This window comes from Cytobacillus sp., from assembly GCF_964223445.1.
GTDB lineage: Bacteria > Bacillota > Bacilli > Bacillales > Cytobacillaceae > Cytobacillus.
Map to the genome: position 1 here is coordinate 76,505 of NZ_CAXQGS010000049.1, position 23,850 is coordinate 100,354.

General features: G+C 40.2%; 23 protein-coding genes and 1 riboswitch. Of the genes, 17 read left to right on the forward strand and 6 right to left on the reverse strand.

The window, feature by feature from the left end; all coding sequences use genetic code 11:
* Positions 1–232 precede the first annotated feature (232 nt).
* From ACEQ1T_RS08170 to ACEQ1T_RS08200, 7 genes are all read left to right on the forward strand, one after another.
* On the forward strand, positions 233–1,429 hold the full coding sequence (locus ACEQ1T_RS08170) for a styrene monooxygenase/indole monooxygenase family protein (protein WP_206844291.1): 1,197 nt from the start codon (positions 233–235) through the stop codon (positions 1,427–1,429).
* Between the two features lie 4 nt (positions 1,430–1,433).
* On the forward strand, positions 1,434–1,937 hold the full coding sequence (locus ACEQ1T_RS08175; protein ID WP_206844293.1) for a DinB family protein: 504 nt from the start codon (positions 1,434–1,436) through the stop codon (positions 1,935–1,937).
* Positions 1,938–1,986: 49 nt separating this feature from the next.
* Positions 1,987–2,550 (forward strand): GNAT family N-acetyltransferase, encoded by a 564-nt coding sequence (locus tag ACEQ1T_RS08180; RefSeq protein WP_370222405.1) that lies wholly within the window; start codon positions 1,987–1,989, stop codon positions 2,548–2,550.
* A 362-nt stretch (positions 2,551–2,912) separates the two neighbouring features.
* The gene (locus ACEQ1T_RS08185; protein WP_206844300.1) at positions 2,913–3,419 is read left to right on the forward strand and encodes a DinB family protein; all 507 of its coding nucleotides are present in this window, start codon (positions 2,913–2,915) and stop codon (positions 3,417–3,419) included.
* A 511-nt stretch (positions 3,420–3,930) separates the two neighbouring features.
* Entirely contained in the window at positions 3,931–4,866 is a 936-nt protein-coding gene (locus tag ACEQ1T_RS08190; protein WP_370222406.1) for a transporter substrate-binding domain-containing protein, read from the forward strand.
* 141 nt (positions 4,867–5,007) lie between these two features.
* Positions 5,008–5,301 (forward strand): hypothetical protein, encoded by a 294-nt coding sequence (locus ACEQ1T_RS08195; protein ID WP_370222407.1) that lies wholly within the window; start codon positions 5,008–5,010, stop codon positions 5,299–5,301.
* 380 nt (positions 5,302–5,681) lie between these two features.
* Entirely contained in the window at positions 5,682–6,398 is a 717-nt protein-coding gene (locus tag ACEQ1T_RS08200; RefSeq protein WP_370222408.1) for an MOSC domain-containing protein, read from the forward strand.
* Positions 6,399–6,826: 428 nt separating this feature from the next.
* Here the strand turns inward: ACEQ1T_RS08200 and ACEQ1T_RS08205 are convergent, their stop codons facing one another.
* From ACEQ1T_RS08205 to ACEQ1T_RS08220, 4 genes are all read right to left on the reverse strand, one after another.
* Positions 6,827–7,267, reverse strand: coding sequence for a CHRD domain-containing protein (locus tag ACEQ1T_RS08205; protein ID WP_370222410.1), 441 nt, complete (start codon positions 7,265–7,267; stop codon positions 6,827–6,829).
* A gap of 390 nt (positions 7,268–7,657) precedes the next feature.
* Positions 7,658–8,248, reverse strand: a complete 591-nt coding sequence (locus ACEQ1T_RS08210; protein ID WP_370222411.1) for a hypothetical protein — start codon at positions 8,246–8,248, stop codon at positions 7,658–7,660.
* Positions 8,249–8,721: 473 nt separating this feature from the next.
* Complete coding sequence (locus tag ACEQ1T_RS08215; protein WP_370222412.1) at positions 8,722–9,489, reverse strand: alpha/beta fold hydrolase; 768 nt, start codon at positions 9,487–9,489, stop codon at positions 8,722–8,724.
* Positions 9,490–10,047: 558 nt separating this feature from the next.
* Positions 10,048–10,785, reverse strand: a complete 738-nt coding sequence (locus tag ACEQ1T_RS08220) for an IclR family transcriptional regulator (protein ID WP_197205412.1) — start codon at positions 10,783–10,785, stop codon at positions 10,048–10,050.
* A 177-nt stretch (positions 10,786–10,962) separates the two neighbouring features.
* On the opposite strand from ACEQ1T_RS08220, the gene ACEQ1T_RS08225 reads away from it, so the two are divergent.
* From ACEQ1T_RS08225 to ACEQ1T_RS08240, 4 genes are all read left to right on the forward strand, one after another.
* Positions 10,963–11,817 (forward strand): dimethylarginine dimethylaminohydrolase family protein, encoded by an 855-nt coding sequence (locus tag ACEQ1T_RS08225; RefSeq protein ID WP_370222427.1) that lies wholly within the window; start codon positions 10,963–10,965, stop codon positions 11,815–11,817.
* A gap of 40 nt (positions 11,818–11,857) precedes the next feature.
* Positions 11,858–12,661 carry a dimethylarginine dimethylaminohydrolase family protein gene (locus ACEQ1T_RS08230; RefSeq protein ID WP_370222413.1) on the forward strand — a complete coding sequence of 268 codons (804 nt, stop codon included), beginning with the start codon at positions 11,858–11,860 and terminating at the stop codon, positions 12,659–12,661.
* Positions 12,662–12,711: 50 nt separating this feature from the next.
* Positions 12,712–14,346 carry a M20 family metallopeptidase gene (locus ACEQ1T_RS08235; RefSeq protein ID WP_370222415.1) on the forward strand — a complete coding sequence of 545 codons (1,635 nt, stop codon included), beginning with the start codon at positions 12,712–12,714 and terminating at the stop codon, positions 14,344–14,346.
* An 87-nt stretch (positions 14,347–14,433) separates the two neighbouring features.
* Positions 14,434–15,840 (forward strand): amino acid permease, encoded by a 1,407-nt coding sequence (locus ACEQ1T_RS08240; protein WP_370222416.1) that lies wholly within the window; start codon positions 14,434–14,436, stop codon positions 15,838–15,840.
* A 308-nt stretch (positions 15,841–16,148) separates the two neighbouring features.
* On the opposite strand, the gene ACEQ1T_RS08245 is transcribed toward ACEQ1T_RS08240, so the two are convergent.
* Positions 16,149–16,568 (reverse strand): heme-binding protein, encoded by a 420-nt coding sequence (locus ACEQ1T_RS08245; protein ID WP_370222417.1) that lies wholly within the window; start codon positions 16,566–16,568, stop codon positions 16,149–16,151.
* 115 nt (positions 16,569–16,683) lie between these two features.
* Entirely contained in the window at positions 16,684–17,901 is a 1,218-nt protein-coding gene (gene fdhA, locus ACEQ1T_RS08250) for a formaldehyde dehydrogenase, glutathione-independent (RefSeq protein WP_252244972.1), read from the reverse strand.
* Between the two features lie 219 nt (positions 17,902–18,120).
* Here fdhA and ACEQ1T_RS08255 point away from each other — a divergent pair, with 219 nt between their 5' ends.
* From ACEQ1T_RS08255 to ACEQ1T_RS08280, 6 genes are all read left to right on the forward strand, one after another.
* Complete coding sequence (locus ACEQ1T_RS08255) at positions 18,121–18,480, forward strand: helix-turn-helix domain-containing protein (RefSeq protein WP_009334102.1); 360 nt, start codon at positions 18,121–18,123, stop codon at positions 18,478–18,480.
* A gap of 157 nt (positions 18,481–18,637) precedes the next feature.
* Positions 18,638–19,855 (forward strand): MFS transporter, encoded by a 1,218-nt coding sequence (locus tag ACEQ1T_RS08260; protein WP_370222419.1) that lies wholly within the window; start codon positions 18,638–18,640, stop codon positions 19,853–19,855.
* Positions 19,856–20,046: 191 nt separating this feature from the next.
* Positions 20,047–20,226: riboswitch (cobalamin riboswitch) on the forward strand.
* A gap of 232 nt (positions 20,227–20,458) precedes the next feature.
* Complete coding sequence (gene cobJ / locus ACEQ1T_RS08265; RefSeq protein ID WP_370222420.1) at positions 20,459–22,081, forward strand: precorrin-3B C(17)-methyltransferase; 1,623 nt, start codon at positions 20,459–20,461, stop codon at positions 22,079–22,081.
* A 9-nt stretch (positions 22,082–22,090) separates the two neighbouring features.
* Positions 22,091–22,861, forward strand: coding sequence for a precorrin-6A reductase (gene cobK, locus ACEQ1T_RS08270; protein ID WP_370222421.1), 771 nt, complete (start codon positions 22,091–22,093; stop codon positions 22,859–22,861).
* Complete coding sequence (locus tag ACEQ1T_RS08275) at positions 22,849–23,523, forward strand: precorrin-8X methylmutase (protein ID WP_370222422.1); 675 nt, start codon at positions 22,849–22,851, stop codon at positions 23,521–23,523. Before cobK ends, ACEQ1T_RS08275 begins: the two co-directional genes overlap by 13 nt.
* The coding region (locus ACEQ1T_RS08280) for a cobalt-precorrin-5B (C(1))-methyltransferase (RefSeq protein ID WP_370222424.1) at positions 23,498–23,850 on the forward strand (353 nt) is incomplete at its 3' end. The genes ACEQ1T_RS08275 and ACEQ1T_RS08280, both read left to right, overlap by 26 nt.

A 23,850-nucleotide genomic window follows, 5' to 3' on the forward strand; every position in this document is an offset into this window, starting at 1 on the left:
AGTTATTCCATAATCTGGGGCCAATCAGGAGCAAGAAATATGCTCTTTCCTTGTGAATATGACCTGATTATGGAAAAGGGATCGTTTGACTTGCTTAGACATCAATAATATGGAAAATAAATAAATCGTCGTATTTACATCACCATGTGTATTCTTTAGACTGAAAAGGCGGAAAATTACCAATGTTATTATAATATCTTCGCGGCTACCAGATAACAAAGGGGAGAGAACCTTGAGGAAGAAAATTTGTATTATAGGCAGCGGCACAGCAGGTTTACAGCTGGCTTATTCTCTGAAAGAAGAATTTGATGTGACTGTTATTCACTCAAATTCTTCGGAAAAGATCCGAAATGGACGAATTATGTCTACCCAAGTACATTTTGGTTCAACGAGAACCCGAGAAAATCGCTTTAAAATGCCAAAATGGGAGGATAAAACTCTTCTTAAAAGTATTCACATGACGATCGGTAATCAAAAACTATTTGTTGGCAAGCTGAAAGAACCAGCATTATCCGTTGACCAGCGTTTCTGCTTTTCACACTGTTTGAAGGATCTTGAAAACCAGGGTGTCTCTTTTCGACTTTTAAGAGTAAATAAAGATCAGATAGAAAGTTTGGCAGATGAGTTTGATTTAACGATTGATTGTTCTGGAAAATCGGGCCCTCTCTTTCCATTTCCTATTGAAAAGCAGCTTTCTCCTATCCAAGTGCCTCAACGAAAATGTATCGTTGGTTATTTTTTGGGGATAAAGCCAAATGATCCTCCAGGTATAAGCGTAACCGTTCTGCCTGAGACAGGTGAAATGTTTGAGATTCCTGCAATGACAGAACAAGGGCCAGTTACCATATTGTTCATTATGGCAGTTCCAGGCGGAGAGTTAGATGTATTTAAAGAAATAAAGGACGTAAAAGAATTTACAAATCAAATGAAAAATATTACACAAAAATATTTCCAAGACATCCACGAACGTATCCAGCAAGATATCTTTGCTCTTTCCGATGATAAAGCCTTCCTAAATGTTGCCATTAAACCTGTAATTAGAAAACCATACGTAATCTTTAAAAATAAAATAGTAATTGGTTGTGGAGATAGTGTTTTTCTTAATGACCCAATTACTGGTCAGGGATGTAATCTTTCTTCTTTTTGTGCTGAACAGTTGTACGAAACGTTGATTCAATATAAAAATTCAATCTGGGACATCCGAATTGGCGAGACATATTGGGATCGAACAAAAACAGTTGTAAAAGAAGTAACAGAATGGACAAATGCCATGACTCAGGCATTGCCTCAGCATGTTGTTCAAATCCTGTTAGCGGGCGCAGAAAATCAAAAGATTGCAGATGAAGTTGCAGAATGGTTTGCGAATCCCCGAAAAGCTTATGAAGCTTTTTTTCAAAACATTAATGGCAGCACAGCGGTAAAGGAGTGATTAAATGAGTAATTTAAAACTAATTGAAACATACAAACACGATTTGCAAAACTATTCACTTGATCAACTAAGATATATAACAGCTGAAGGGGTTTGGTCCATTGGTCAAATGTACGACCATGTGATTCTTGTTGCTATGGAGTATCTTGACAATGTGGAAACATGTGCGGCATCAAAGGAAGAGCAAAAGCTCGGGAAAACGGAGTTTGGTGAGCATTTATATAAAATTGGAGATTTCCCGCCAATTAAAATCAAATTACCGGACGAACTAAATACCCCGCCAAGCAATTCAGATAGTAAAGAAGACCTTACGAATAGGCTAGATCTGATAATGCAGAGGCTGAGACAATGGGAATCTAAAGTAGATACTATAAATCTCAATTATAAAATTAAACATGAAGGTTTTGGCTGGCTGAACGCGAGAGAGTGGTTCGATCTTGTAGGAATGCATTTTCGCCATCACTTGCGTCAGAAGTGTGAACTGGAACAAAAGTTTCTTAATGCATAGTTCAACTAATTTAATAAACTAAACCAATTAAACTTTCGGGAGGTGTATAATGATATATTTAGAAACATGGAGATTGCAATTACGCGACTGGGAGGAAGAAGACATAGAGCCATTTAGTCGACTAAATGCAGATGAAAAGGTTATGAAGTATTTTCCTAAAACCTTATCAGCCGAAGAAACAAATGTGTTCTATAAATCAATTGTATCTGAATTTAAAGAATGCGGATTTGGATTATATGCCGTGGAAGTAAAGGAAAATAAAGAGTTTATAGGATTTATAGGATTTCATAGAGCAACATTTAAAGCTGATTTTACACCGTGTATAGAAATTGGCTGGCGACTGAAAAAAGAGGCTTGGGGAAAAGGATACGCATCTGAGGGAGCGTCAGCCTGTTTACAATATGGATTTAACGAATTGGGTTTTAGAGATGTTTTTAGTTTTACTGCCGATGTTAATAAGCCTTCGAAAAACGTAATGATAAAAATCGGAATGAATTTTATTAAAACATTCAATCACCCGAAAGTTAAGAAAGACAGTCCTTTAAATAAACATGTTCTATTTCATATAAATCAAAATAAATCTGCTAACGGGAAAACCTACATAGTGCAATAAATATGCCGTTTACTTTGAAGACCGTTGATCTATCTGTACGTGACCTAGGCTTGCCAGAAGGGGCTACTTCGATTCAGATTTTTAATAGGGCGAATCATCTTGGTTTGGAATTGTGCCCTCTTGAGCTGGGCCTCACCTAAGACTGGGGTATCTGGATCAGCCAATTGAATACGCCACTGATTCCAGGAGCGGTGAAAAAAATGACACTTCCTGCTCAGGCGTTATAATGTGGATTCAATCAGGATATATAGAATATTGTGTAATGTAGATTTGGAAGCAAGCGGATCAAAAGAAAACAAATTAAATTTTTTCTGATCGTTCTAAAACTATTTTCAATTTTAAGAAGAGGGTGGAGTGAGCTAATGGAAAATAATCGCGCAAAGAAAATGTACGATTACCACGTCTGGGCTAACCAAAAATTGATCCAGCACTTGAAACAGCTGCCTGATAGGATTTATAACGAGACAGTTAATAGTGTTTTTTCATCGATATCAGAGGTGCTGATTCACCTATATGCAACAGACATTACTTGGTTGGAGACGATGAAAGGAAGCAGCTTCCACGATACTGTTAGGGAAGTTGATCGTCGAAAAACAGAAGCATCAAGAGCGTCTATAGATGAACTTAAAGTGTTCTATGATTCGCTTTCAAATGAATTTTACCATTTTTTTGCAGAGAATCAGGATCCAGAACGTATCATCATTACAGAGCACCCGAAATATGGTCGCTGTGAGTTCATACTTGCCGATCTCATTCACCATGTAGTGAATCATGGAACCTACCATCGCGGAAATGTGACAGCGATGCTGCATCAGCAAGGTGAACGAGGCGTACCTACGGATTATGTATATTTTCTTTTTGAATGTTAGCGTTTTGTGATTATACCAGAAAAGGAGCGCAATTCTGCAGCAAAAGAATTGTGCTCCTTCTTTATGTTAAGAGCCAGCAATCCTGTTTAATATTATTATTTGCGAGGGGAGTTAGACAGGGACTTTATTTTTGAAGATGAGGAGCTGGTCGTCGAAGATGTCAAGGCGATCCATTCTGGTGATGTCCCATCGTTGAAGCGAAAGCTTGCTGAAAATCCAGGTCTGGCCACTGTGAGAAATGTCGCAGGAGACAATAATGACCAGCGTAATAACTTAGGAATTTCGCGGCAAGGCCACAATACGATTAACCTAACGAAGAACGAGACCTCAATACATAAGCATGATACCCACAAGAAAGGATCAATGGCTTCAACGTTCTTGTGTTTAAGAAATATAGGGGCTATTTTCCTCGTATAAACGAACTGTTTTATCGAAAATTCAGAAAATAAATTTACTTTATGTACCTTCCTAAAGATAATAGACATAACCAATTGAATAGGAGGGAAACAGTTTGCAAAAAAAAGTACTCATCGTGTTTGCACTTGTTGCATTATTGATTACCGGAGGGACAAGCCTGTCGCTTGCCGACAGCCAAACCGAGCAGCTAGAGTTAAACGGAAAAACGTTAAGCACGGTTACTGTAAATGAAAAACCTTATGTATCAGTGAAACAGGTGGCCGAGGCTGCAGGAGGGTATGTAGATAAAAAGGCCAATACATTCGTCATTAGCTCAAGACTCGACCGTATTTTAAAGAAAGGTGTGATTCGGGTAGGTACAACTGGTGACTATAAGCCATATACGTACTTTAATCCGAAAACAAAAGAGTTTGAAGGCTATGATATCGAAGCGGCTAAATTAATGGCAGCAGACCTTGGGGTCAAGATCACTTTCGTTAAAACTTCCTGGCCAACCTTAATGGAGGACCTCCATAAAAATAAGTTTGATTTAGCGGTTGGCGGGATAAGCCGCAATACCGATCGGCAAAAAACAGCACACTTAACACATCCTTATATTAATGACGGAAAGGCTCCTTTAATCCGACAGGAAGATAAAGAGAAATATACAAGCTTGGAAGCAATTGACCAGCCAGATGTCACCATCGGAGTTAACCCGGGGGGAACCAACCAAAAATTCGTGGATGCCAACATTACACAGGCGAAGGTTGTCGTAATCGAAAACAATCTGGATATTCCTAACATGGTTGCTGAGGGAAAAGTAGACGTGATGATTACCGACAGTATTGAGGCCATCTACTACGCAAGCCAGGATTCCAGGCTGTATGCGGCTCTGACGGACAATACGTTCACGAAAAGCCAGAAAGGCTACCTTATGCATCGCGGGGATGCGGTATTTCAGAACTGGGTCAATCTATGGATGGAGGAGATGGAGCTCAATGGAGAATTTGGCCGATTAAAAGAAAAATGGATTTACAATGAGGGAGAATAATAGAAAAGATAGGCAAGGCTTCTATTTCCTATGCCAACCTCTTTTTCGATTCAGCCGTGTAAATTCTATTAGAAAAAGAGATGACAGAAAAAAACGGATGGTTTTGCTGCAGAAATACTACAGGTTTAACTTCAGGTGTGAGTGTGGCTGCCAGTACAGCAGGAAACGATCTTCCTTAAAGGCGCGATTCTAAAGCAAGAATTGTGCTTTTTCTTTATGTTAAGGGCCAGATTGTGGAGGAATAGTGAAGGACTTGTTCATTTCTGTTTATGGGTAGAAAACCTTCAGCAAGAGGTTGAACGATTAAAAGAATTGAACACCCATTTTGTTTTGAAAAATGACGAGATCATTAATTATATAGAAAATGGTCACTTATGTAAGTTAAAAGCACTAGAAGGAACCATCGTGGAATTACGTGATAACAAAGGAATTTAAGGGGCTATTATTTGAAGTTTCAATGGATAGGAGAAGTTGTAAACTTAGATAAGCACTCAATTAATATGGCAGAACAATCCGTTATCGGGTTTGGAAAAGGAAAAAAAGAAAGAGAAGTGTATTTTAATACTCGATGTAGTATTTGGTTAATGGGACTCGAAAAAAGTGAAACCACCAGAGTCTTTCGTACCTGGGTGGACATCTTAGACGTGAGTTATATAAGAAATTTTTTTAGGTATTGCTGATGCAGCATTTTTCAATGAACAAACGGGGCAGGTTAGTTGGTGAAGGACAAGGAATAGTTTAAGGAGATACAAAATAAAATGCAGGAGAGTTAATCATACTAACGTGCAGTTTGGTCAAGTATAGGGGGATAAACTTTGAATCAAAAGAAAGATCGTATAGGAAGAGTCAAAGAAATCAATAGGTTTCCTGTGAAATCAATTTTGGGGGAGTCTTTATCCTCTGCCCTAGTTGATAGCCGAGGCATACTTGGAGACCGTTTATGGGCAATAAAAAATGAGAATGGAAAATTTGGCAGTGGTAAGACTACACGACGCTTTCAACAGATGGAAAGTTTATTTAACTATAAAGCAAGATATGAGGGGAACACTCCTCTATTAACTATGCCCGATGGAACAGAATATCGAGGTGATCAGGATGGGGTAAACAAAGAATTAAGTGAGTTGTTAGGGTTTCCAGTAACATTGGCAAAGGAAGAGTTAATATCACATTTCGATGAAGGGCCAATAAGTATCATCACAACCTCTGCGTTAAAAATGTTAAGTAAGGATTTAGGAGAAATAGTAGACCCTCGTCGATTCCGAGCAAACTTGTTAATCGAAACAGAAGCAACAGGCTGTCTTGAGGATGAATGGGTGGATCGACAAATTCAAATAGGAAAAAGTGTTACTCTGAAAATTGTTGCCCCACTTCAAAGGTGCATTATGGTCAACAATCCTCAAGAGGAACTAAAACAGGATGCTCGAATATTGAAAACCTTGGTAACTAATCATGCTGCAATGTTTGGTGTTTGGGCAAAGGTGGAACAATGTGGTGAGGTAAGTGTTGGGGATGAGGCAATATTACTTGAATAAAATGTGCAGAGTGTTTGTTCTGCATGTATAGTAAATTACTTCACGTAAAATGTGCAAGAGTTGAAGATCAGGGCTGTCGTTGTGGCAGCTTTTTTTTATTCAAGTGAATTAGCATTAAAAAAGCTTAATGTGCAACCTGAAGTCCTGGCAAAAAAGGTAAAGCGATGGCCAAAGTTACTACAGGTTTTACTATATCCCTAGCATTTGGGGTGCCTATTGGGACTCTAACTGCTGCGTAGGGCGCGATTATCTAAAGGTGTTCGGTCTATTTTATATTTGGACAATTTTCTTAAATTATACTTAATAAGAAAATTGAAAGTGAAAAGAAGATGAAGAATCCATCTTTTAGGCAGGATGATCATCTTCTTTTTTTCTAATATATTCATTACCTTTAATACATATATTAAAAGCCTAAAAAAAACATACAGTTAGTAAGTAACAGGGAAAATTTGACCCCTAATTTCTCCGTCAGGATTTTGTTCAGTATGAGCGTTTACATACGTTTGTTCTTTTTGCATAAGTTCTAGTAAGTCATTGACATCATCAACACCTACATTATTTTCGACGATATCCTTATCTGTAATAATTCCAGTAATTATTCCTCGGCGAGTGCTTATCCCATTTTGTTCTTCTAAAGTCATTAAATCAGCCCCAAATAGGAAAACGAGAACGGGTCCATTGACACCACGTGCACCAAAGTGAATATGTGCTTGAACGAAATTTTCAATATCATTTACTTCTAGATGGAATTTAATTTTTGTACAATGCTTGTTAGAGATAAATTTAGCCACTCCAAAAGCTTCTGTTTTTACAGGAGGCACTTCGTTTTTACCTCTGAGCTTTGCGATAAATTTCTCCAAATTGGTCACCTCCTTAGTAAACTATTTTATTGTATGTAAATCGAAGGATACGTGTATAGGCAAGATGATTAGAGGATGAAAAGGGGCATCAATGAAATATACGAGTTATATAGTTCAATAACATCAGCAAAAATTAGTTCACTACATGTTCAGTAAAAGGGCGCATTTCTAAAAAATGCGCTCACAATAGTAAAAGGCACCTTTCTTAGGCACCTTTAAGTAGCTGGCTGAAGGCTAAATTCACTGTCTAAGTTCAGTTTATGGATACTATTTAACAATGAATGGTGTATAACAAGGCGGCACACTTTGTTCAACTGGAAGGGCAGCATTCGGTGCTTAAAGTATGGCTTTGTTAGAGATTTTCCCTAAAGGGATTTTGGCTTGCGGCAGCTAAAAGGGCTATTGTTTCTGTCTAGAAAGAAGGATTTTCACATTATCTGCTTTTTCAATTTGTATTCTAAATTTAAAATTTTTAGGAGTATTGGTATCATAAGAGGCTAAAAAATTTTTTATTTCAGTTTCAAATTCCTCAATAGATCTTTCACTCGTTTCTGCTATATCAATTTGTACAGTTGGTTCTGGGTCGATAAAACTAATTACTTTTTGAATATCTTTATATTTTTTTCTTTCTATATATTCAAATAGAACAGTTTCTAGATTAACTAAGTTATTCTCTGCCTCTACTTTCTCCAGAGGTTTTTTTTCGATGTCATAACTATATTGCGCCAGATCTTCTTTAGCAACTTGCTTTGTTAGATATTCCATTAGTTCTTTTTCACTCTTTGCTGCATCCATAAAAATATAAATAATTGATTCTTCATGACTTACTGAATAGCCAAATAAACCAAATTCATCATTCACTAAATCTAGAACAGACATGATCTGGCTGCTCTTATCTTCCTCGTTAATGGGAACATCATCTTTATTTACAATCAAATCAAATACAAATAGCACAGCAACTATTATTAAGGTAGAAGCAAACTTCTTCATGCCATCCTCCTTTAATAACAGTTTACCATATTCATCCAAAAGAAAATGTTGCTTTTGCATAAACGGGTAGAAAGTAATCTGGTTTTGAAACTAGATATTTATATATGGGGTCTGTCTCACGTTACATACTCTACAAACGGGGCAGCCGTTTTCACTTCTTTTATTGAGGGAGTTGAAAAAGGATAATTGATAACAAGGTTGAATATTAGTTTAAAAAAGGAAAATATCTAGGTGGAAGGGATTTAATGAATAAGGAGAACGATGATATAGATAATAGCAAAATAAATACAGATGATGGTTGGAATAGAGCCTTTTATGGGAGTCCTACAATTGGGGGTTTTGTTGTTATATATTCAGAAGTGGGGAAGATGAAGTAATTATTGAACGTGCTCATGAAAAGATAGCCAAATAAAGAGAAGCCCGAGATATTTATCAATAAATAGTTAATGGTGACAGGTATCTATAGATACCTGTCATTTTGCGTTTACAAATTGAAAAATTAGCCGGTTAAGTTCTTTTGCAGCCTTGGTGGGGATACGGTGGTCAACATTCTCGATAAAGTATAATTCGTTTTGTGGCAATTTCTCATGCAATTGCCTTGCATAGGAATGAAAGGGCTTATCCTTCTTACCATAAACCAATAAGGTAGGCAATTTAATCTCATTAAGCTGATTGACACAATTGTATTTTAGACTATAGCGGTAATATTGCTCAATGTTGCGGTAATCCCCTTTTTTTGCTTCTGAAAACATATTTTTAAACAGCTTGATATTATTTGAATTATTCCAGGAGATGGACCAGGCTAATAAGTTAATAGCCCCTTTGCTTGAAAGCTTGATTCCTAAAGAAATCTTCTTTCTCAAGTAATCGTCATTTACATCGGCCATTGCCCCAATTGATATTCCCCCCAAAGCTCTTTCAGGAAACGTCAGCATGAATTCTAAAACAATAGATCCGCCAGTAGAATATCCGCATAAAAATGCTTTATTTATATTAAGGTGGTCCAATAGTCGAATGATATCCTCAATAATTAGTGGATAGGTTATTGGTTCTGGGGAGTATGGGCTTTTTCCGTGTCCGCGTATATCAAAAGTAATTATCTGAAAATTTTTTGAGAGTTCTTCTAATTGATATTTGAAGTTTACTGAAGTCAATACAGGCGGGTGGATAAAAACAATCGGAGTTCCGCTTCCTTTTACATTATAATACAGGCTGGCACTGTTCATATTTATCATTGGCAAGTACTGTCACCTCAATTACTTATTAATATTAAATTTTTATCCAATTTGTCTGATCAGGAAAGGATTAAACTGTCATTACAAAGGTCAATGAAGACACAATAAATATTTTTCCATACTTTTTTACAAAAAATGCATATGACCAGGGTAAGTAAAACGGAAAAAGGATATGAAGGAGCATTTCGTGTAGCATCAAAAACTATTTATACAATGGAATGGTATATAGATTACTAATTGCAGGGAGGTAAAAGTTAGGGTACGAGTTAGAAGGAATTCTAAAGAGAAAGGATTTAATAGCAGAACGGATACTAGTATATATGCAAGAGACTAGAAAGGTACAGTGTGAAGGATGCATTTTTTCATTTCTAACTATTTAAAGTCTGAATCTATGAAATGGTTTTCTTAAGTGTTTTTGGGTTGAACAGGTAACTAATTTGCTGGTTAATATACATTTCAAACGCAAGGCAATTTTTAACCTTGCGTTTTTTTTATTGTTATTTAGACTTAAGGACAATTTTCTTCCTAATCCTTGTTGTTAAAATGCACTCTTTTTTAATTACCTCAGTTTTTACTGCCTAATTTATTGCAGATTCGCATACCGTACTCGATTACTTTTTCAATTAAGCAGTTTTGTCTTTCTTCTGTGATATTGAAATTAACATATCCGATGCTTATGGCTCCCAGGAGTTCATTGGCGTGATCGAAAATAGGCGCAGCGACAGATGAGGTTCCAGGCGTTTGTTCGCCATGACTCTCCCCATAGCCCTGCCTTCTAACTTTGCTCAATAGTTTTATAAACGAATCTCTTTCCTCAGATGGCACTAAGGAATTAATAACTTTAACAGACTCGGAGTTTGGCATATTAGCTAACAGCACTTTGTTGGCTGCCCCAATATTCAGCGGGATACGAATCCCCAGCTGATCATTGATTCGAATCGGATTGTTGAGACAATCAATTCTTTCAACTACAAGTGATTCTAATCCAATAGGCTTGCTGAAATACACACTCTCCTCCACCTCATGCATTAATTTTTCCATCTCTGGGCGAATCAGTCCAACAAAATCAAAGGTGTCATACATTTTAAGTCCATATTCTAACCAGGTGTTACCCATGGAATACAATTTCAAATCTGGGTCCTGCTGAATAAGCCCGTGCTGCTTCATGGATTGCAGGAGGCGATGAAGTGTGCTGACAGGCAAGTCGCATTCCTTTGATAAATCTGTAATGGAAATCCACATTCTTGTATCATTTTTAGACAAAACCTTGATTACCTGCATGGCGCGATCGATTGTCTGCATCTTTTATCCTTCCATTCCTTTTAATTTACATAAGTGTATTGAAATAAATTAGTCAGTAAATTCAAAATATATTGACATGAAGAATCTATCACTATAATATCATATTATAAGTTTTCCTGTCAAAGGAAACCTATTCCGATATGTGGAAAAAGGAGGTTAAGCCAATTGGTGACTTCAATGTACAAAAAGCTAAACACTGTCATTTTAAAGCATCCAAAAGAAGCCTTTATCAGTCAGGAGCATTTAAGAAGTGAGTGGAAAAAGTTTAACTATATCAGCGAGCCGGATTATTTGAAAGCCCAGCAGGAATACGAACAGTTTCTATCCATAATCAAGAAGCATGTCGGCCATATTAAATTTCTGCCGGTTTCAGAAAAGGCGGGGCTGGATTCGCTTTATGCCCATGATCCCGTTAAATTTACGAAAAAAGGCGCAATGATTTTAAAATCAGGGAAAAAATTACGTCAGCCTGAAGCAGAAATTTATAAAGAATTTTTACAGGAAAAAAATATCCCGATTCTGGGAGAATTAACTGGTGATGCTGTAGCTGACGGGGGAGATCTTGTTTGGCTGGATGACCGCACTTTATTAATTGGACGCGGTTATCGAACAAACGATGAGGCGATTCGCCAAATGAAAGAAATGACAAAAGAGATAGTTGATGAATGTATAGTTGTCCCGCTCCCGCATGATCAGGGAGAAGAGGAATGTCTTCACCTTATGTCTTTTATAAGCATCGTAGATGAAAATCTTGCTGTGGTGTATTCACGGCTTATGCCCGTATTTCTAAGACAGATGCTTCTGAAACGCGGTTTCCACCTGGTTGAAGTACCGGACGATGAATACCGGCGGCTCGGCTGTAATGTGCTGGCTGTTGCACCGCGCATTTGTGTCATGGTTTCCGGAAATCCTCAAACCAAACAGGGACTATTGGATGCAGGGGCGACCGTCTATGAATACGAAGGTAATGAAATTTCTTATTTAGGCACTGGAGGACCAACATGCCTCACATGCCCAGTAGAACGTATTTAACCGAAGCTTACAAATCAGAAAAATGATGGAGGAATAACACATGTTAAGAGAATCAGCAACAAAATCAGCACAAGCTGCAAAAATGTTTAATAACACAATTGTAAAAAGACCCGGCTCAACTTTTATCAATGGATTAACAACTTCTGACCTTGGAATACCTATTTTAGAAAAAGCATTAGAGCAGCATGATGCCTATATTGAAGCACTTAAAGCATGCGGTACAGAAGTAACTGTCCTTCAAAGCAATGATCAATTTCCGGACTCTACCTTTGTAGAAGATACAGCTGTTTTAACTGCAGATTTTGCAATTATTTCTAACCCTGGTGCGGAAAAAAGAAATGGCGAAATTCACGAAATAGAGCCGGCAATCAAATCCTTCTTTGATAAGATCTACTATATTAAAGCGCCTGGCACACTTGATGGCGGCGATATTTTACAAATCGAAGATCATTTTTACATTGGGATCTCTGCCCGGACAAACCAGGGAGGCGCCGAACAGCTTAAGCAAATTTTAGAATCCGAAGGCTATAATGCAACCATCGTTCCATTACAAAAATTCTTCCACCTGAAAACCGGAATAGCATATATAGGCAATCAAACGATTGTCGTTGCTGGAGAATTTGTAGACCACCCGGATTTTAATTCCTATCAAAAAATTGTTGTTCCTCCGGAAGAGGAATATGCAGCAAACTGTATTCGCGTCAATGACTATATCATCATCCCGTCCGGATACCCGCAAACAAAGCAAAAAATTAATGAAGCCGGCTTCCAGACGATTGAACTTGATACATCTGAGTTCCGTAAACTTGATGGGGGATTAAGCTGTTTGTCACTTCGTTTTTAATACTAGTTGAAAAAGGGTCGTTTTATTTTGCATAGAAGGAGCGTTTAGTTATGACACAGCTAAGGTGGGGAACCCCAGATGCATTGCGCAGGTTATTGTGCGAAGTAGTAAGCTGGAAAAGTATGACACTTACGGATGGAGAGCGTAAATTTCCTTTTAAAGTGACAGCGAAGCTCAAGGAGTTAACCTATTTTCGGGAGAATCCTGATCACTTGGGGCTCCATGATGCCGATTTTGGCCGTCGGTTTGTTACCGCTTTATATAAACATCCTGATGCCACGGAAACGATCGTGTTAATCAGCCATTTTGATACAGTAAATACCGAAGAATATGGTGATCTTCAGGAGTACGCGCATCTCCCGGAGGAATTGACGAAATTGCTTCACTCCAGGGCAGATGAGCTGCCGGAAGAAGCCAGGCAGGATCTTCTCTCGGGAGAGTTCTTATTTGGCAGGGGCACGATGGATATGAAAATGGGGCTTGTCATGCATATGGGATTATTAGAAAAAGCTGCTGTTGAACATTGGCCTATTAATCTTATTTTGCTGACGGTTCCGGATGAAGAAGTTAACTCTTCCGGTATGCGTGCAGCGGTTCAGAAACTTTTAGAATTGAAGGAAAAACATCAGCTCACCTATAAGCTTTTCTTGAACGGGGAGCCGGTATTTACGCAGGAACCGGGTGACAGGAACTATTATGTGTATTCAGGCTCTATTGGCAAAATCATGCCTGCCGCTCTTTTTTATGGAAAAGAAACGCATGTGGGGGAACCGCTTAGCGGCATTACAGCGCCTTATATTGCCTCATTTCTAACACAAAGAATGGAGTGGAATTTAACACTGCAGGAAACGGAAATGGGAGAGCAAACCCCGCTTCCGGTGACACTGCAGCAAAAGGATCTTCGTCTGGAGTATTCCGCACAAACACCTTATCGTTCAGCGGCTTTGTACAATGTATTTTTAATGAAACGGAATGCCGGGGAAATCATGGATATATTCGAAAAGGTAGCGCTAAATGCCGCTCACGCCTGCAACGAAGCCTATAAAGAAATCTGCAGTGAACGGAATGTATCTCCCATCGGAGAAGTGCGGGTGCTGCGTTATGAAGAACTGGAAAAGCATGCCGTTCGAAAATTTGGTGCAGATTTTGTTGCGGGCATCAAAGACTTGGTACAGAAAAAAGCGGAATGGGATGACCGGGAGAAATCTATCCGAATTGCTGATGCCTTAATCATTCAGTGCCAGGAGCTGACACCGGCAATCGTTCTGCTTTATGCACCGCCTTATTATCCGGCAGTCAATTCCTCTGAGGATAAGCTGGTCACAGAATGCATTGAATATGTAAAACAAAAAGGCTTTGAAAAGTTTGGACTCCCTGTTAACCAAGTTCATTATTTTAATGGAATTAGCGATTTAAGCTATGTCAATTATCAGGATACGGGTGACGGCTGGATCGTATTTAAAGAAAACACGCCGGTTTGGGGCAGCAGCTACAGCATTCCATTCGATGAAATGACACAGCTTCAGGCACCGGTACTAAACGTAGGCCCATTCGGAAAAGACGCTCACAAACGAACCGAACGCCTCCACATCAAAAGCGCCTTCGAAGAAGTACCTGCCCTTGTAGAAGGGATGGTCAAAATGCTGGCAAAAAAGGACCTAATGGTGTCAGGCGCAGCTAGTTGACAAAATGGTGATCTTGTCCATTCAACGTGGACAATTCGCGCAAGCCAAATGTGCCTGATGCCAATTTAATTAAGGGATGTGATCTAGATGGTAGAGCAAGAGGGTCAGAAGAATCAATTAAACCGGTCGATGAAGCGCCGTCATTTGTTTATGCTTTCTTTGGGAGGAGTAATCGGGACCGGATTGTTTTTAAATGCCGGCTACACGATCAATCAAGCGGGTGCAGGAGGGGCTTTAATCGGGTATTTATTCGGTGGAGTCATTTTGTATCTTGTCATGGTTTGCCTGGGGGAGCTTGCTGTGTACATGCCTGTTACGGGATCGTTCCAGACTTATGCCAGTAAATTCATTAGTCCTTCGGCTGGTTTCTCGTTAGGCTGGATGTATTTCATTGGTTCAGCCACAACAGCTGGAGTAGAATTTACGGCTGCCGGAATTTTGATGAAACGCTGGTTTCCGGATATCTCCGTATGGGTGTGGTGTGCCATATTCATCCTTCTTTTGTTCGCACTCAATGCCTTAACAACAAGAGGCTTTGCTGAAGCGGAATATTGGTTTTCCGGCATTAAAGTGGTAGCTGTGATCTTCTTTATTATTATTGGCTTCAGTGCCATCCTGGGCATTATACCACTGGCGGACAGGCCGGCGCCATACATGGAACATTTAGCTCCTAAAGGCCTTTTCCCTGCTGGAATTGCCATCGTGTTTGTAACGATGATGAATGTCATCTTTTCCTATCAGGGATCAGAATTAATCGGAATTGCGGCCGGTGAAAGCGAGGAGCCTCAAAAGAATATTCCTCGTGCGATTCGAAATGTCCTTTTTAGAATCATCATTTTTTATATTGCTTCTATTATTATATTATCCGCCATTTTTCCAACACAGGAGCTCGGGATATTAGAAAGCCCGTTTGTAACCTTAATGGACCTGGCTGGAATTCCATTTGCCCCTGATATCATGAATTTTGTTATCTTAACAGCTATTTTATCAGTAGGAAACTCTTGTATTTATGCTTCGACCCGCTTACTTTGGGCGATGGCCCATGATGGAATGGCACCAAGAGTTTTTGGAAAACTCTCAAAACGGAAGGTTCCGTTCACTGCTCTAGTATTCACCATGATATTTTCCCTTTTATCATTACTCACAAGCGTGTTTGCAGCTGAAACCGTGTTTGTATTATTAATGTCCATTGCTGGTATTTCTGTCACCATCTCATGGATGGGAATCGCGCTCTCTCAATTCATGTTCCGGCGTAAATATTTAAAAGCAGGCGGAAAGGCAGAGGATCTAAAATACAAAGTCCCATTCTACCCAATCATCCCGCTGATTTGTATTATATTCTGTGTCTCTATCCTGGTATTCCTGGCCTTTGACCCAACTCAGCTGGCAGGACTGCTTATCGGAATAGGATTCCTGCTTGTCAGCTATCTATTCTATTACTTCAAAAATCGGAAAACTGATAAAGTTAGTTCAAATAATGAAATAGGTGCATGAGAGCAATCGCAGACATTTGTATGTTTCGGTGTGACTATAAACCTGGATTAACCGGATGGCCATGATGGCTGTCCGGTTAATTAGAATTATAGAGGGATATTGTAGTTTTCATAATTACCTATTCGAATAAACACTTACTTTCAAACGAGTTGATTTCATAGCACTCATCTGATAATGAGAATTTGCTGTAAAAAGTAAATACCACATGTTCATTTGGCTAAAAAACATGTGGTATAACTTATTCCCATTAAATGCTTGAAATTAATTTGTCAAAAAGATAACAGAAATAACAATTAACCAGAAAATTATTATTGAGAAAACTTGTTGTTAAATACTTGAACAGCAGCCTCAGCAACCTGGATATCATGGGGAACTGTACTGCCGCTGACTCCCACGGCGCCTGCCACTTTTCCATCATTGACCAGAGGGATTCCTCCGCCAAAAACGACAAGGCGTCCATTGTTAGTTGTATTCAAACCATAAAGCTCAGCTGCAGGAACCGTTGCATCGGCTAAGTTTGCAGAAGGCATTTTTAAGGCAACTGACGTCCAGGCTTTATTTTGGGCAATTTCGATGCTGGCTAACCAGGCATTATCCATTCGGTGAACAGCAATTAGATTTCCACCCTCATCCACTACGGAGATAACCATGGAAACCCCAATTCTTTCTGCTTCTTCTTCAGCACCTGCAATAATTTGCTTAGCTAAATCTAATGTGATTTTGCTCATCTTAATGAACCTCCTAATCTTTTATGGTTAGATTACCGGGATCATTCACATACAGAATACTTTTTGCCTCAAAATTTGCTCACTCATATTTTTTAGTGAATGCTTCTGACAGACTTTATTTATTAAATATCCCGTGAGGGTCAATAACAAATTTCTTGGAAGCACCCTGATCAAATTCGGTATATGCTGCTGGTGCCTGGTCTAATGAAATCAACGTTGCATTTACAGCTTTGGCGATTTGTGCTTTTTCGTTTAGAATAGCCATCATTAAGTCACGGTGATAGTTCATAACGGGTGTTTGACCAGTCACAAAGGTATGTGCTTTTGCCCAGCCGAGCCCCAAACGGACCTTCAATGTTCCGCTTTTCGCATCGTTATCGATCGCCCCCGGATCACCAGTAACATATAGACCTGGTATACCCAGCCGTCCTCCGGCACGTGTTACTTCCATTATCGAGTTTAATACAGCTGCTGGAGCTTCACCTGCTCCAGCACCATGTCCGTGGGCTTCAAAGCCTACACAGTCAATTGCGCAATCCACTTCTGGAATTCCTAAAATTTGTTCAATTTGTTCCCCCAGATTTGGATGTTCTTTTAGGTTAACCGTTTCACAGCCGAAACTTCTGGCTTGGGCAAGTCGCTCGCTATTCAAGTCACCAACGATAACGACAGAGGCACCAAGAAGTTGAGCAGAATGGGCAGCAGCCAAGCCTACTGGTCCAGCTCCAGCAACATATACTGTAGAACCGGGCTTCACGCCAGCGCTTACCGCACCATGATAACCAGTTGGAAAGATATCGGAAAGCATCGTTAAGTCAAGAATTTTCTCCATGGCTTGTTCTTTATCTGGAAATTTCAGTAATTGGAAGTCTGCATAGGGTACCATTACATACTCGGATTGGCCTCCAACCCATCCGCCCATATCTACATAACCATAAGCGGATCCTGGACGATCCGGGTTAACATTCTCACAAATATGCGTGTTGCGTTCTTTACAACTGCGGCAGCGGCCACAAGCAATATTAAATGGAACGGATACAAGATCTCCTTTTTTGATAAATTCAACATCCCGTCCAACCTCAATGACTTCACCCGTGATCTCATGGCCGAGAACGAGTCCCTCAGGAGCAGTCGTCCGGCCGCGAACCATATGCTGATCGCTTCCGCAAATATTGGTCGTAATGACTTTTAGAATTACCCCATGTTCACACTTACGGCCGACATTTAAAGGATTTACTCCGGGTCCGTCTCTTAGGATCAAATCCGGATAGCTAATATCTTCCACGGCTACCCGTCCTGCACCCCTGTAGATTACTGCTCTGTTTCCTGCCATTCTTGCATCCTCCATTCTATTTAAATAGTGATTTGGTTATCGTATAGATAGAGTGTTTTTTAGGATGCTCCACCCTAATTTTATAAAAAACCAAAATCTCAATTTTCTCTATCTTGAATATATTCTAAAAAATAATCCTTTTTTATGGAAGAACGCACTTTTTTGTGAGAAGGTTACTAAAAGGATACTTTTAGACTGCAGGGAAGTGGAGGGAATTTTATGGATGACTTGCGGAGCGAAGTGAGGAAGAAAATTGAAAATAGAGAATTTAATTGTGAAAAAGAATTGACATTATCCCTTATTAGCGGCAAGTGGAAAATAACGATTATATACTATTTAGGAACTGACGGGACTTTACGATTCAGTGAAATTAAGCGTCTGTTTCCAAAAATCACCCACAAGGTATTGACAACTCAGATTAGAGAATTAGAGGAAGATGGGATTGTTCATCGGAAAGTTTTCCCGGAAGTCCCGCCTAGAGTGGAATATTCATTAACAGAATTAGGGCAAAGCTTAATGCCGGTTATTTTAATGATGTACGATTGGGGGAAGGAAAATATAAAAACCTTCATAAAATAGGTTGACAATGTATGGATTTATTTAAGAGATGCTGACTTTGTGACGTCCTATACAGAGCAGGTATAACGCAGTTTAATATTGTTGAGAGGATAAAAAAGTTATGTTTCAGATTTTCAATATAGCTCCAATACTATGCTTTATTTGAAAGAGGGATATTATGATTCCAGGTTCATGGAGAGCGTTAGGATGGATTGGATTAGCTGAATTATGCGCATTAAGCTTGTGGTTTAGTGCTTCTGTTATAGCCCCTGAACTGATTCAAGTATGGAATCTTAGCTCCAGCTCAGAAGCATGGCTGTCTGCTTCTGTCCCAATTGGCTTTGTAATGGGTGCATTAGTTAGTTCATATTTTGGGATAGCAGATCGTTTTAATCCCCGAAAGGTTCTTGCCGTTTCAGCGTTTCTGGGTGCGCTATTGAATGCCTTGCTTTTATTGGCAGATCAGGCTTTTTTCGGTATTATGCTTAGGATATTAACCGGTGTATCACTCGCTGGTGTATACCCGACAGCTGTTAAAATATTATCTCAATGGTTTCCGAAAAAACGCGGGCTTGCTGTTGGTATCTTAATAGCCGCCTTAACTCTAGGGTCCTCTTTGCCACATTTTATTGTTATATTCTCTTCTTCTTTAAATTGGCAATTAGTGATTATTTGCAGTTCAATATTGGCTCTCCTGGCAGCTGTAATTGTCAATTGGGTTTTAACAGATGCTCCAGTAACAACGAAAAAACTACCTTTCTCTTTTAAATTAATAAAAAAGGTAGTTTCGAATAAACCAGTAATGCTTGCGAACTACGGTTATTTTGGGCATATGTGGGAATTGTATGCGATGTGGACGTGGATTCCTATCTTTTTGACTGCTAGTTTTACAAGCTATTCTCCAGGGATTCCTCCCTGGTTCATTGCATTGTCCTCTTTTATTATTATCGGAATTGCAGGGGGGATTGGCTGTGTAGCAGGCGGGCTAGTCTCAGATAAAATTGGAAGAGCAAATCTAACGATTATTTCTATGTGTATCAGTGCCATTTGCTGTATCTTGATTGGCTTTACTTTTGGTCAATATATTTGGTTAACTCTACTCCTTTCTATCATTTGGGGAATGTCTGTCATCGCTGATTCTGCACAGTTTTCTGCCGCAGTTTCAGAAGTTGCAGAAGTTGAGTATGTAGGAACAGCCCTGACTTTTCAAATGTGCATTGGTTTCCTGATCACTATATTTTCTATAAATTTAATCCCTATTATACAGAGGTTAGTTGGCTGGGAATGGGTCTTTGCCTGTTTAGCGGTTGGACCAATTCTTGGCATTGTATCTATGGTCCAGTATAAACGGCATGATTTTAATAATGTCAAAGGGACAATCGGTCATTTTAAATAAATTAAACAACATCTATTTGGTCTAACTTTGTGAATTATATCCCAGCAAAAATTAACTCCTGAATAGCAGATATAAGTTCTTTTTACCAATTCCTATATCTAAAAGTCAAAGGCATTAACATAGCATTTAAAAAATTAAGAAAAAAATAATATGTCAAATTTGGTCATTATATGTTATATTAGTAAAAAATTAATATATCAATTTGAATAAGTGCTCACTATTGGTGAGGTAAAAGGGAAACCAGTGAAAGTCTGGTACAGCCCCCGCTACTGTAAGAGCTGATGAAATTACAATGCCACTGAGAAATCGGGAAGGTGTAAGAGTAAGAAGAAGCTTAAGTCAGGAAACCTGCTTATTTAAACGACACTTGCTTTTCGGAGGGAGAAGTATAGGCGGGACAATTATGATCAATTGTTTTTGAGTTTCAGTATGCTAATTTTTATACTGTCATTTCATATGCCTGTATTCCTTTGAAAAGGAGTGCAGGCATTTTTTATTTGGCAAGAAGCATTGAACTTTGAGAATGGTCTGGCGCAGAGTTCCTGCTCGAGCAGTACGGCAGCAGGCAAGGCGCATGTGCATTTCTTAATTGGAGGCTAGTCTATGAAGAAGGGAAAAATCTTTGTTGTCGGCTTTGGTCCGGGCGATCGTGAGCATATAACCAAACGGGCTGTGGATGCGCTGCAGCAGAGTGATTGCATTATTGGCTACAAAACATACGTTGATCTGATCATGCCATTCGTAACAGCAAGTTCCATTGTCAGCACAGGGATGACTGAAGAGGTATCCCGTGCGCAGGATGCAGTGAAACGGGCGGAAGCCGGCCAAATTGTTTCCGTGATTTCGAGCGGTGATTCGGGTGTATACGGCATGGCCGGCCTAGTGTATGAAGTGCTGATCGAAATGGGCTGGAAGGAAGAAGAAGGAATCGAAGTGGAAATTGTTCCTGGCATCTCTGCAATTAATTCATGTGCGAGCTTACTGGGTGCACCTGTCATGCATGACTCCTGCACCATCAGTCTGAGCGATCATTTAACACCCTGGACGGTGATCGAAAAGCGCATTGAAGCAGCCGGGATGGCGGATTTTGTCATTGCTTTATATAACCCGAAAAGCGGCAGAAGGACACGCCAGATTGTCGAGGCACAAAGGATTCTATTAAAATATCGTTCTCCTGATACACCAGTGGGGCTGGTGAAAAGTGCTTACCGTGAAAATCAGAATGTCATTCTGACGACACTGGCGGAAATGCTTGATCACGATATAGGCATGCTGACAACAGTTGTGATCGGGAATTCCTCCACTTTCTTTTATGACAACAAAATCATTACGCCGAGAGGCTATCAGCGCAAGTACACGCTTGGGGAAGAGAAGCAAACCTTAAAGCCGCATCAGCGTTTAAAAAAGGAAGCGGAGCCATGGGCATTAAATCAGGAAACCGGGGAAGCCCAGGCCGGCTACGAGCAGATTGAAAGCAAAAAACAAGCAGACAGCTCACTGGATATGGCTTTTAAGGCATTATCGATGGTGACGAAATCGGAGATTGACCAAACACATTTGGTGCAGCAGCCAATCGAAGATATTTTTGAATTTGCGGTTTCGCCTGGGGTTGCCAATAAATTTATTACAGCTGACCAAATGCGTGTACTGGCAGAAGCTGTTGGCGAGAAAGGCACCATGGAATATACACCGGATCACCGATTCTTAATCAAGCTTCCAACCGGGCGGCCACAGTCGATTGTGGAAAAACTCAAACAGCACGATCTGACAGTCATGCCGGTGGGTGATGTTCTAAATGTAAAAGCGTGCGATTTTTGCTACGGGGAGAAGGCAGAATCCATTCCGTATGCAGAGGAAATTGCAGCTGAACTCGGAGGCTTAAAGCTTCCAAAGGAACTGCATATTGGCTTTAATGGCTGCGGTATGGCCTGTTATCGGGCCGTATTTGATGATATCGGCATTGTTTACCGAAAGAAGAAGTTTGATTTATTTATCGGGGCAAAGCCGGTTGGCCGGACCGCCCATGCTGCCCAGCCGGTGGCAGAGGGAATTGAGCCCGATCAGCTGGTGCCGTTATTAAAGGAGATTATCGAAGAATACAAGGAAAATGCGCATCCAAATGAACGGCTTTTTAAATATTTTAAGCGCGTGAAAAAAATTCAGTATTTTACCTATCAGGATATGAGCTCCAGGATCGAAGTAGAGCCGGCTCCATGCGGGGATTAGGAGGATCTCATGATTTTATTTTTAGCAGGCACAAGTGATGCGAGAGCATTAGCCATTCAATTGAAAAATCAAGGTTTTCCTTTATTGGCAACCGTTGTTACAGAATCGGCAGCGGACAGCTTGAAAGCTGAAGGCATTTCTTATAAAGTGGGGCGGCTGTCTGAAAATGACATGATTGAATTAATTCAGATGCAGGAGATGACCACTGTAATTGATGCCAGTCATCCCTATGCGGAAGAAGCATCAAAAACGGCCATGTCAGCAGCTAAAGCTTGCAGCATTCCTTACATACGTTACGAAAGGCCAAATGAACAGTTTGCCTCACCGCTCATCACTGAAGCTGAAAGCTATGAGGAAGCAGCAAAATTGGCTCAATCGCATAAAGGGACAATCATGCTGACAACCGGCAGCAAAACGCTCGAAATCTTCACAAAATATCTGATGCGGGATGAGATCCGGCTTGTTTGCAGGATGCTTCCAAACATGGGAAACATGGAAAAATGCCAAAAGCTTGGCGTTAAACAAAAGGACATTATTGCGATCCAGGGACCTTTTTCCGAATCATTAAACAAAGCTCTTTGTGAGCAGTATGAAGTGACCCTGATGATTACAAAAGAAAGCGGCAAAGTGGGATCGGTGGATGAAAAAATGACCGCTGCCCTGGAATTGGGGATTCCTGTTATTTTGATTAAGCGGCCGCCGCTTGTATATGAAAACTTCTGCACTTCTTTTGAAGAAGTGACTCAAAAATTGGGAGGACTTTACACATGGCAAACATGAACTTTAATACCACATTTGTACCATTAACGGTAGATCCGGATAAAATTTATGACCACAGCTTCGCGATTATTAAAGAGGAGATGGGCGAGCATCCATTTACAGATGAGCAGTGGCTGGTGGTTAGGCGCGTCATCCATGCCTCGGCTGATTTCGAGCTGGGGCGCAGCATGATTTTTACTTCAGATGCCATTGAAGCAGGGGTTCAATCGATTTTAGCTGGCCGTCATGTCGTGGCAGATGTACAGATGATTGAAAGCGGGTCAGGACGCAAGCGATTCCAAAAGCATGGCGGGGACCTGCATTGTTATATTGCGGATGAAGATGTTTCTAAAGAAGCAAAGGCCCAGGGAACAACACGTGCGATCATTTCCATGCAAAAAGCAACGAGTCTGCATCAAGGAGGAATCTATGCCATCGGCAATGCGCCAACAGCGCTCCTGGAATTGATTCGTTTAGTGAAAGAAGGGCTCGCCAAACCTGACTTGATTATTGGCATGCCAGTCGGCTTTGTATCAGCGGCAGAGTCCAAAGCCGAGCTGGCCGTGCTTGAAGGAATCCCATTTATAACGAATGCAGGGAGAAAGGGTGGCAGTACAGTGACGGTCGCTGCGCTGAATGCCATTTCGATTATGGCGGATGAACGGGCAAAAGCAGCGAAATAAAAAAGATCCTTCCCAAATGCGGCACGGCTATACGACAGGTGCCTGTGCCGCAGCCATGACAAAGGCAGCACTGCAGGCGCTTGTGACCGGAGAGGTGCCCAATGAAGTAACGATTTATCTGCCGGTTGGCCAGTATGCCACTTTTAAAGTGACGGCTTTTGATCGGTCAGATGGACGGGTCATGTGCGAAACGATCAAGGATGCAGGGGACGACCCGGACGCCACACATCAGGCACGAATTCAAAGTACGGTCACATATGCAAAAAAAGAAGGCATCCATTTAGATGGCGGGATCGGTGTGGGAAGAGTCACAAAAGCAGGGCTGCC

What these genes read in the sequence shown, in the direction of transcription:
- ACEQ1T_RS08245 (WP_370222417.1), bottom strand. Translation starts at nt 16,568, where the DNA reads ATGAGCAAAATCACATTAGATTTAGCTAAGCAAATTATTGCAGGTGCT.
- ACEQ1T_RS08240 (WP_370222416.1), top strand. Translation starts at nt 14,434, where the DNA reads ATGGTAGAGCAAGAGGGTCAGAAGAATCAATTAAACCGGTCGATGAAG.
- ACEQ1T_RS08210 (WP_370222411.1), bottom strand. Translation starts at nt 8,248, where the DNA reads ATGAAGAAGTTTGCTTCTACCTTAATAATAGTTGCTGTGCTATTTGTA.
- fdhA (WP_252244972.1), bottom strand. Translation starts at nt 17,901, where the DNA reads ATGGCAGGAAACAGAGCAGTAATCTACAGGGGTGCAGGACGGGTAGCC.
- ACEQ1T_RS08185 (WP_206844300.1), top strand. Translation starts at nt 2,913, where the DNA reads ATGGAAAATAATCGCGCAAAGAAAATGTACGATTACCACGTCTGGGCT.
- cobK (WP_370222421.1), top strand. Translation starts at nt 22,091, where the DNA reads ATGATTTTATTTTTAGCAGGCACAAGTGATGCGAGAGCATTAGCCATT.
- ACEQ1T_RS08180 (WP_370222405.1), top strand. Translation starts at nt 1,987, where the DNA reads ATGATATATTTAGAAACATGGAGATTGCAATTACGCGACTGGGAGGAA.
- ACEQ1T_RS08235 (WP_370222415.1), top strand. Translation starts at nt 12,712, where the DNA reads ATGACACAGCTAAGGTGGGGAACCCCAGATGCATTGCGCAGGTTATTG.
- ACEQ1T_RS08225 (WP_370222427.1), top strand. Translation starts at nt 10,963, where the DNA reads ATGTACAAAAAGCTAAACACTGTCATTTTAAAGCATCCAAAAGAAGCC.
- ACEQ1T_RS08175 (WP_206844293.1), top strand. Translation starts at nt 1,434, where the DNA reads ATGAGTAATTTAAAACTAATTGAAACATACAAACACGATTTGCAAAAC.
- ACEQ1T_RS08230 (WP_370222413.1), top strand. Translation starts at nt 11,858, where the DNA reads ATGTTAAGAGAATCAGCAACAAAATCAGCACAAGCTGCAAAAATGTTT.
- ACEQ1T_RS08275 (WP_370222422.1), top strand. Translation starts at nt 22,849, where the DNA reads ATGGCAAACATGAACTTTAATACCACATTTGTACCATTAACGGTAGAT.
- ACEQ1T_RS08260 (WP_370222419.1), top strand. Translation starts at nt 18,638, where the DNA reads ATGATTCCAGGTTCATGGAGAGCGTTAGGATGGATTGGATTAGCTGAA.
- ACEQ1T_RS08220 (WP_197205412.1), bottom strand. Translation starts at nt 10,785, where the DNA reads ATGCAGACAATCGATCGCGCCATGCAGGTAATCAAGGTTTTGTCTAAA.
- cobJ (WP_370222420.1), top strand. Translation starts at nt 20,459, where the DNA reads ATGAAGAAGGGAAAAATCTTTGTTGTCGGCTTTGGTCCGGGCGATCGT.
- ACEQ1T_RS08255 (WP_009334102.1), top strand. Translation starts at nt 18,121, where the DNA reads ATGGATGACTTGCGGAGCGAAGTGAGGAAGAAAATTGAAAATAGAGAA.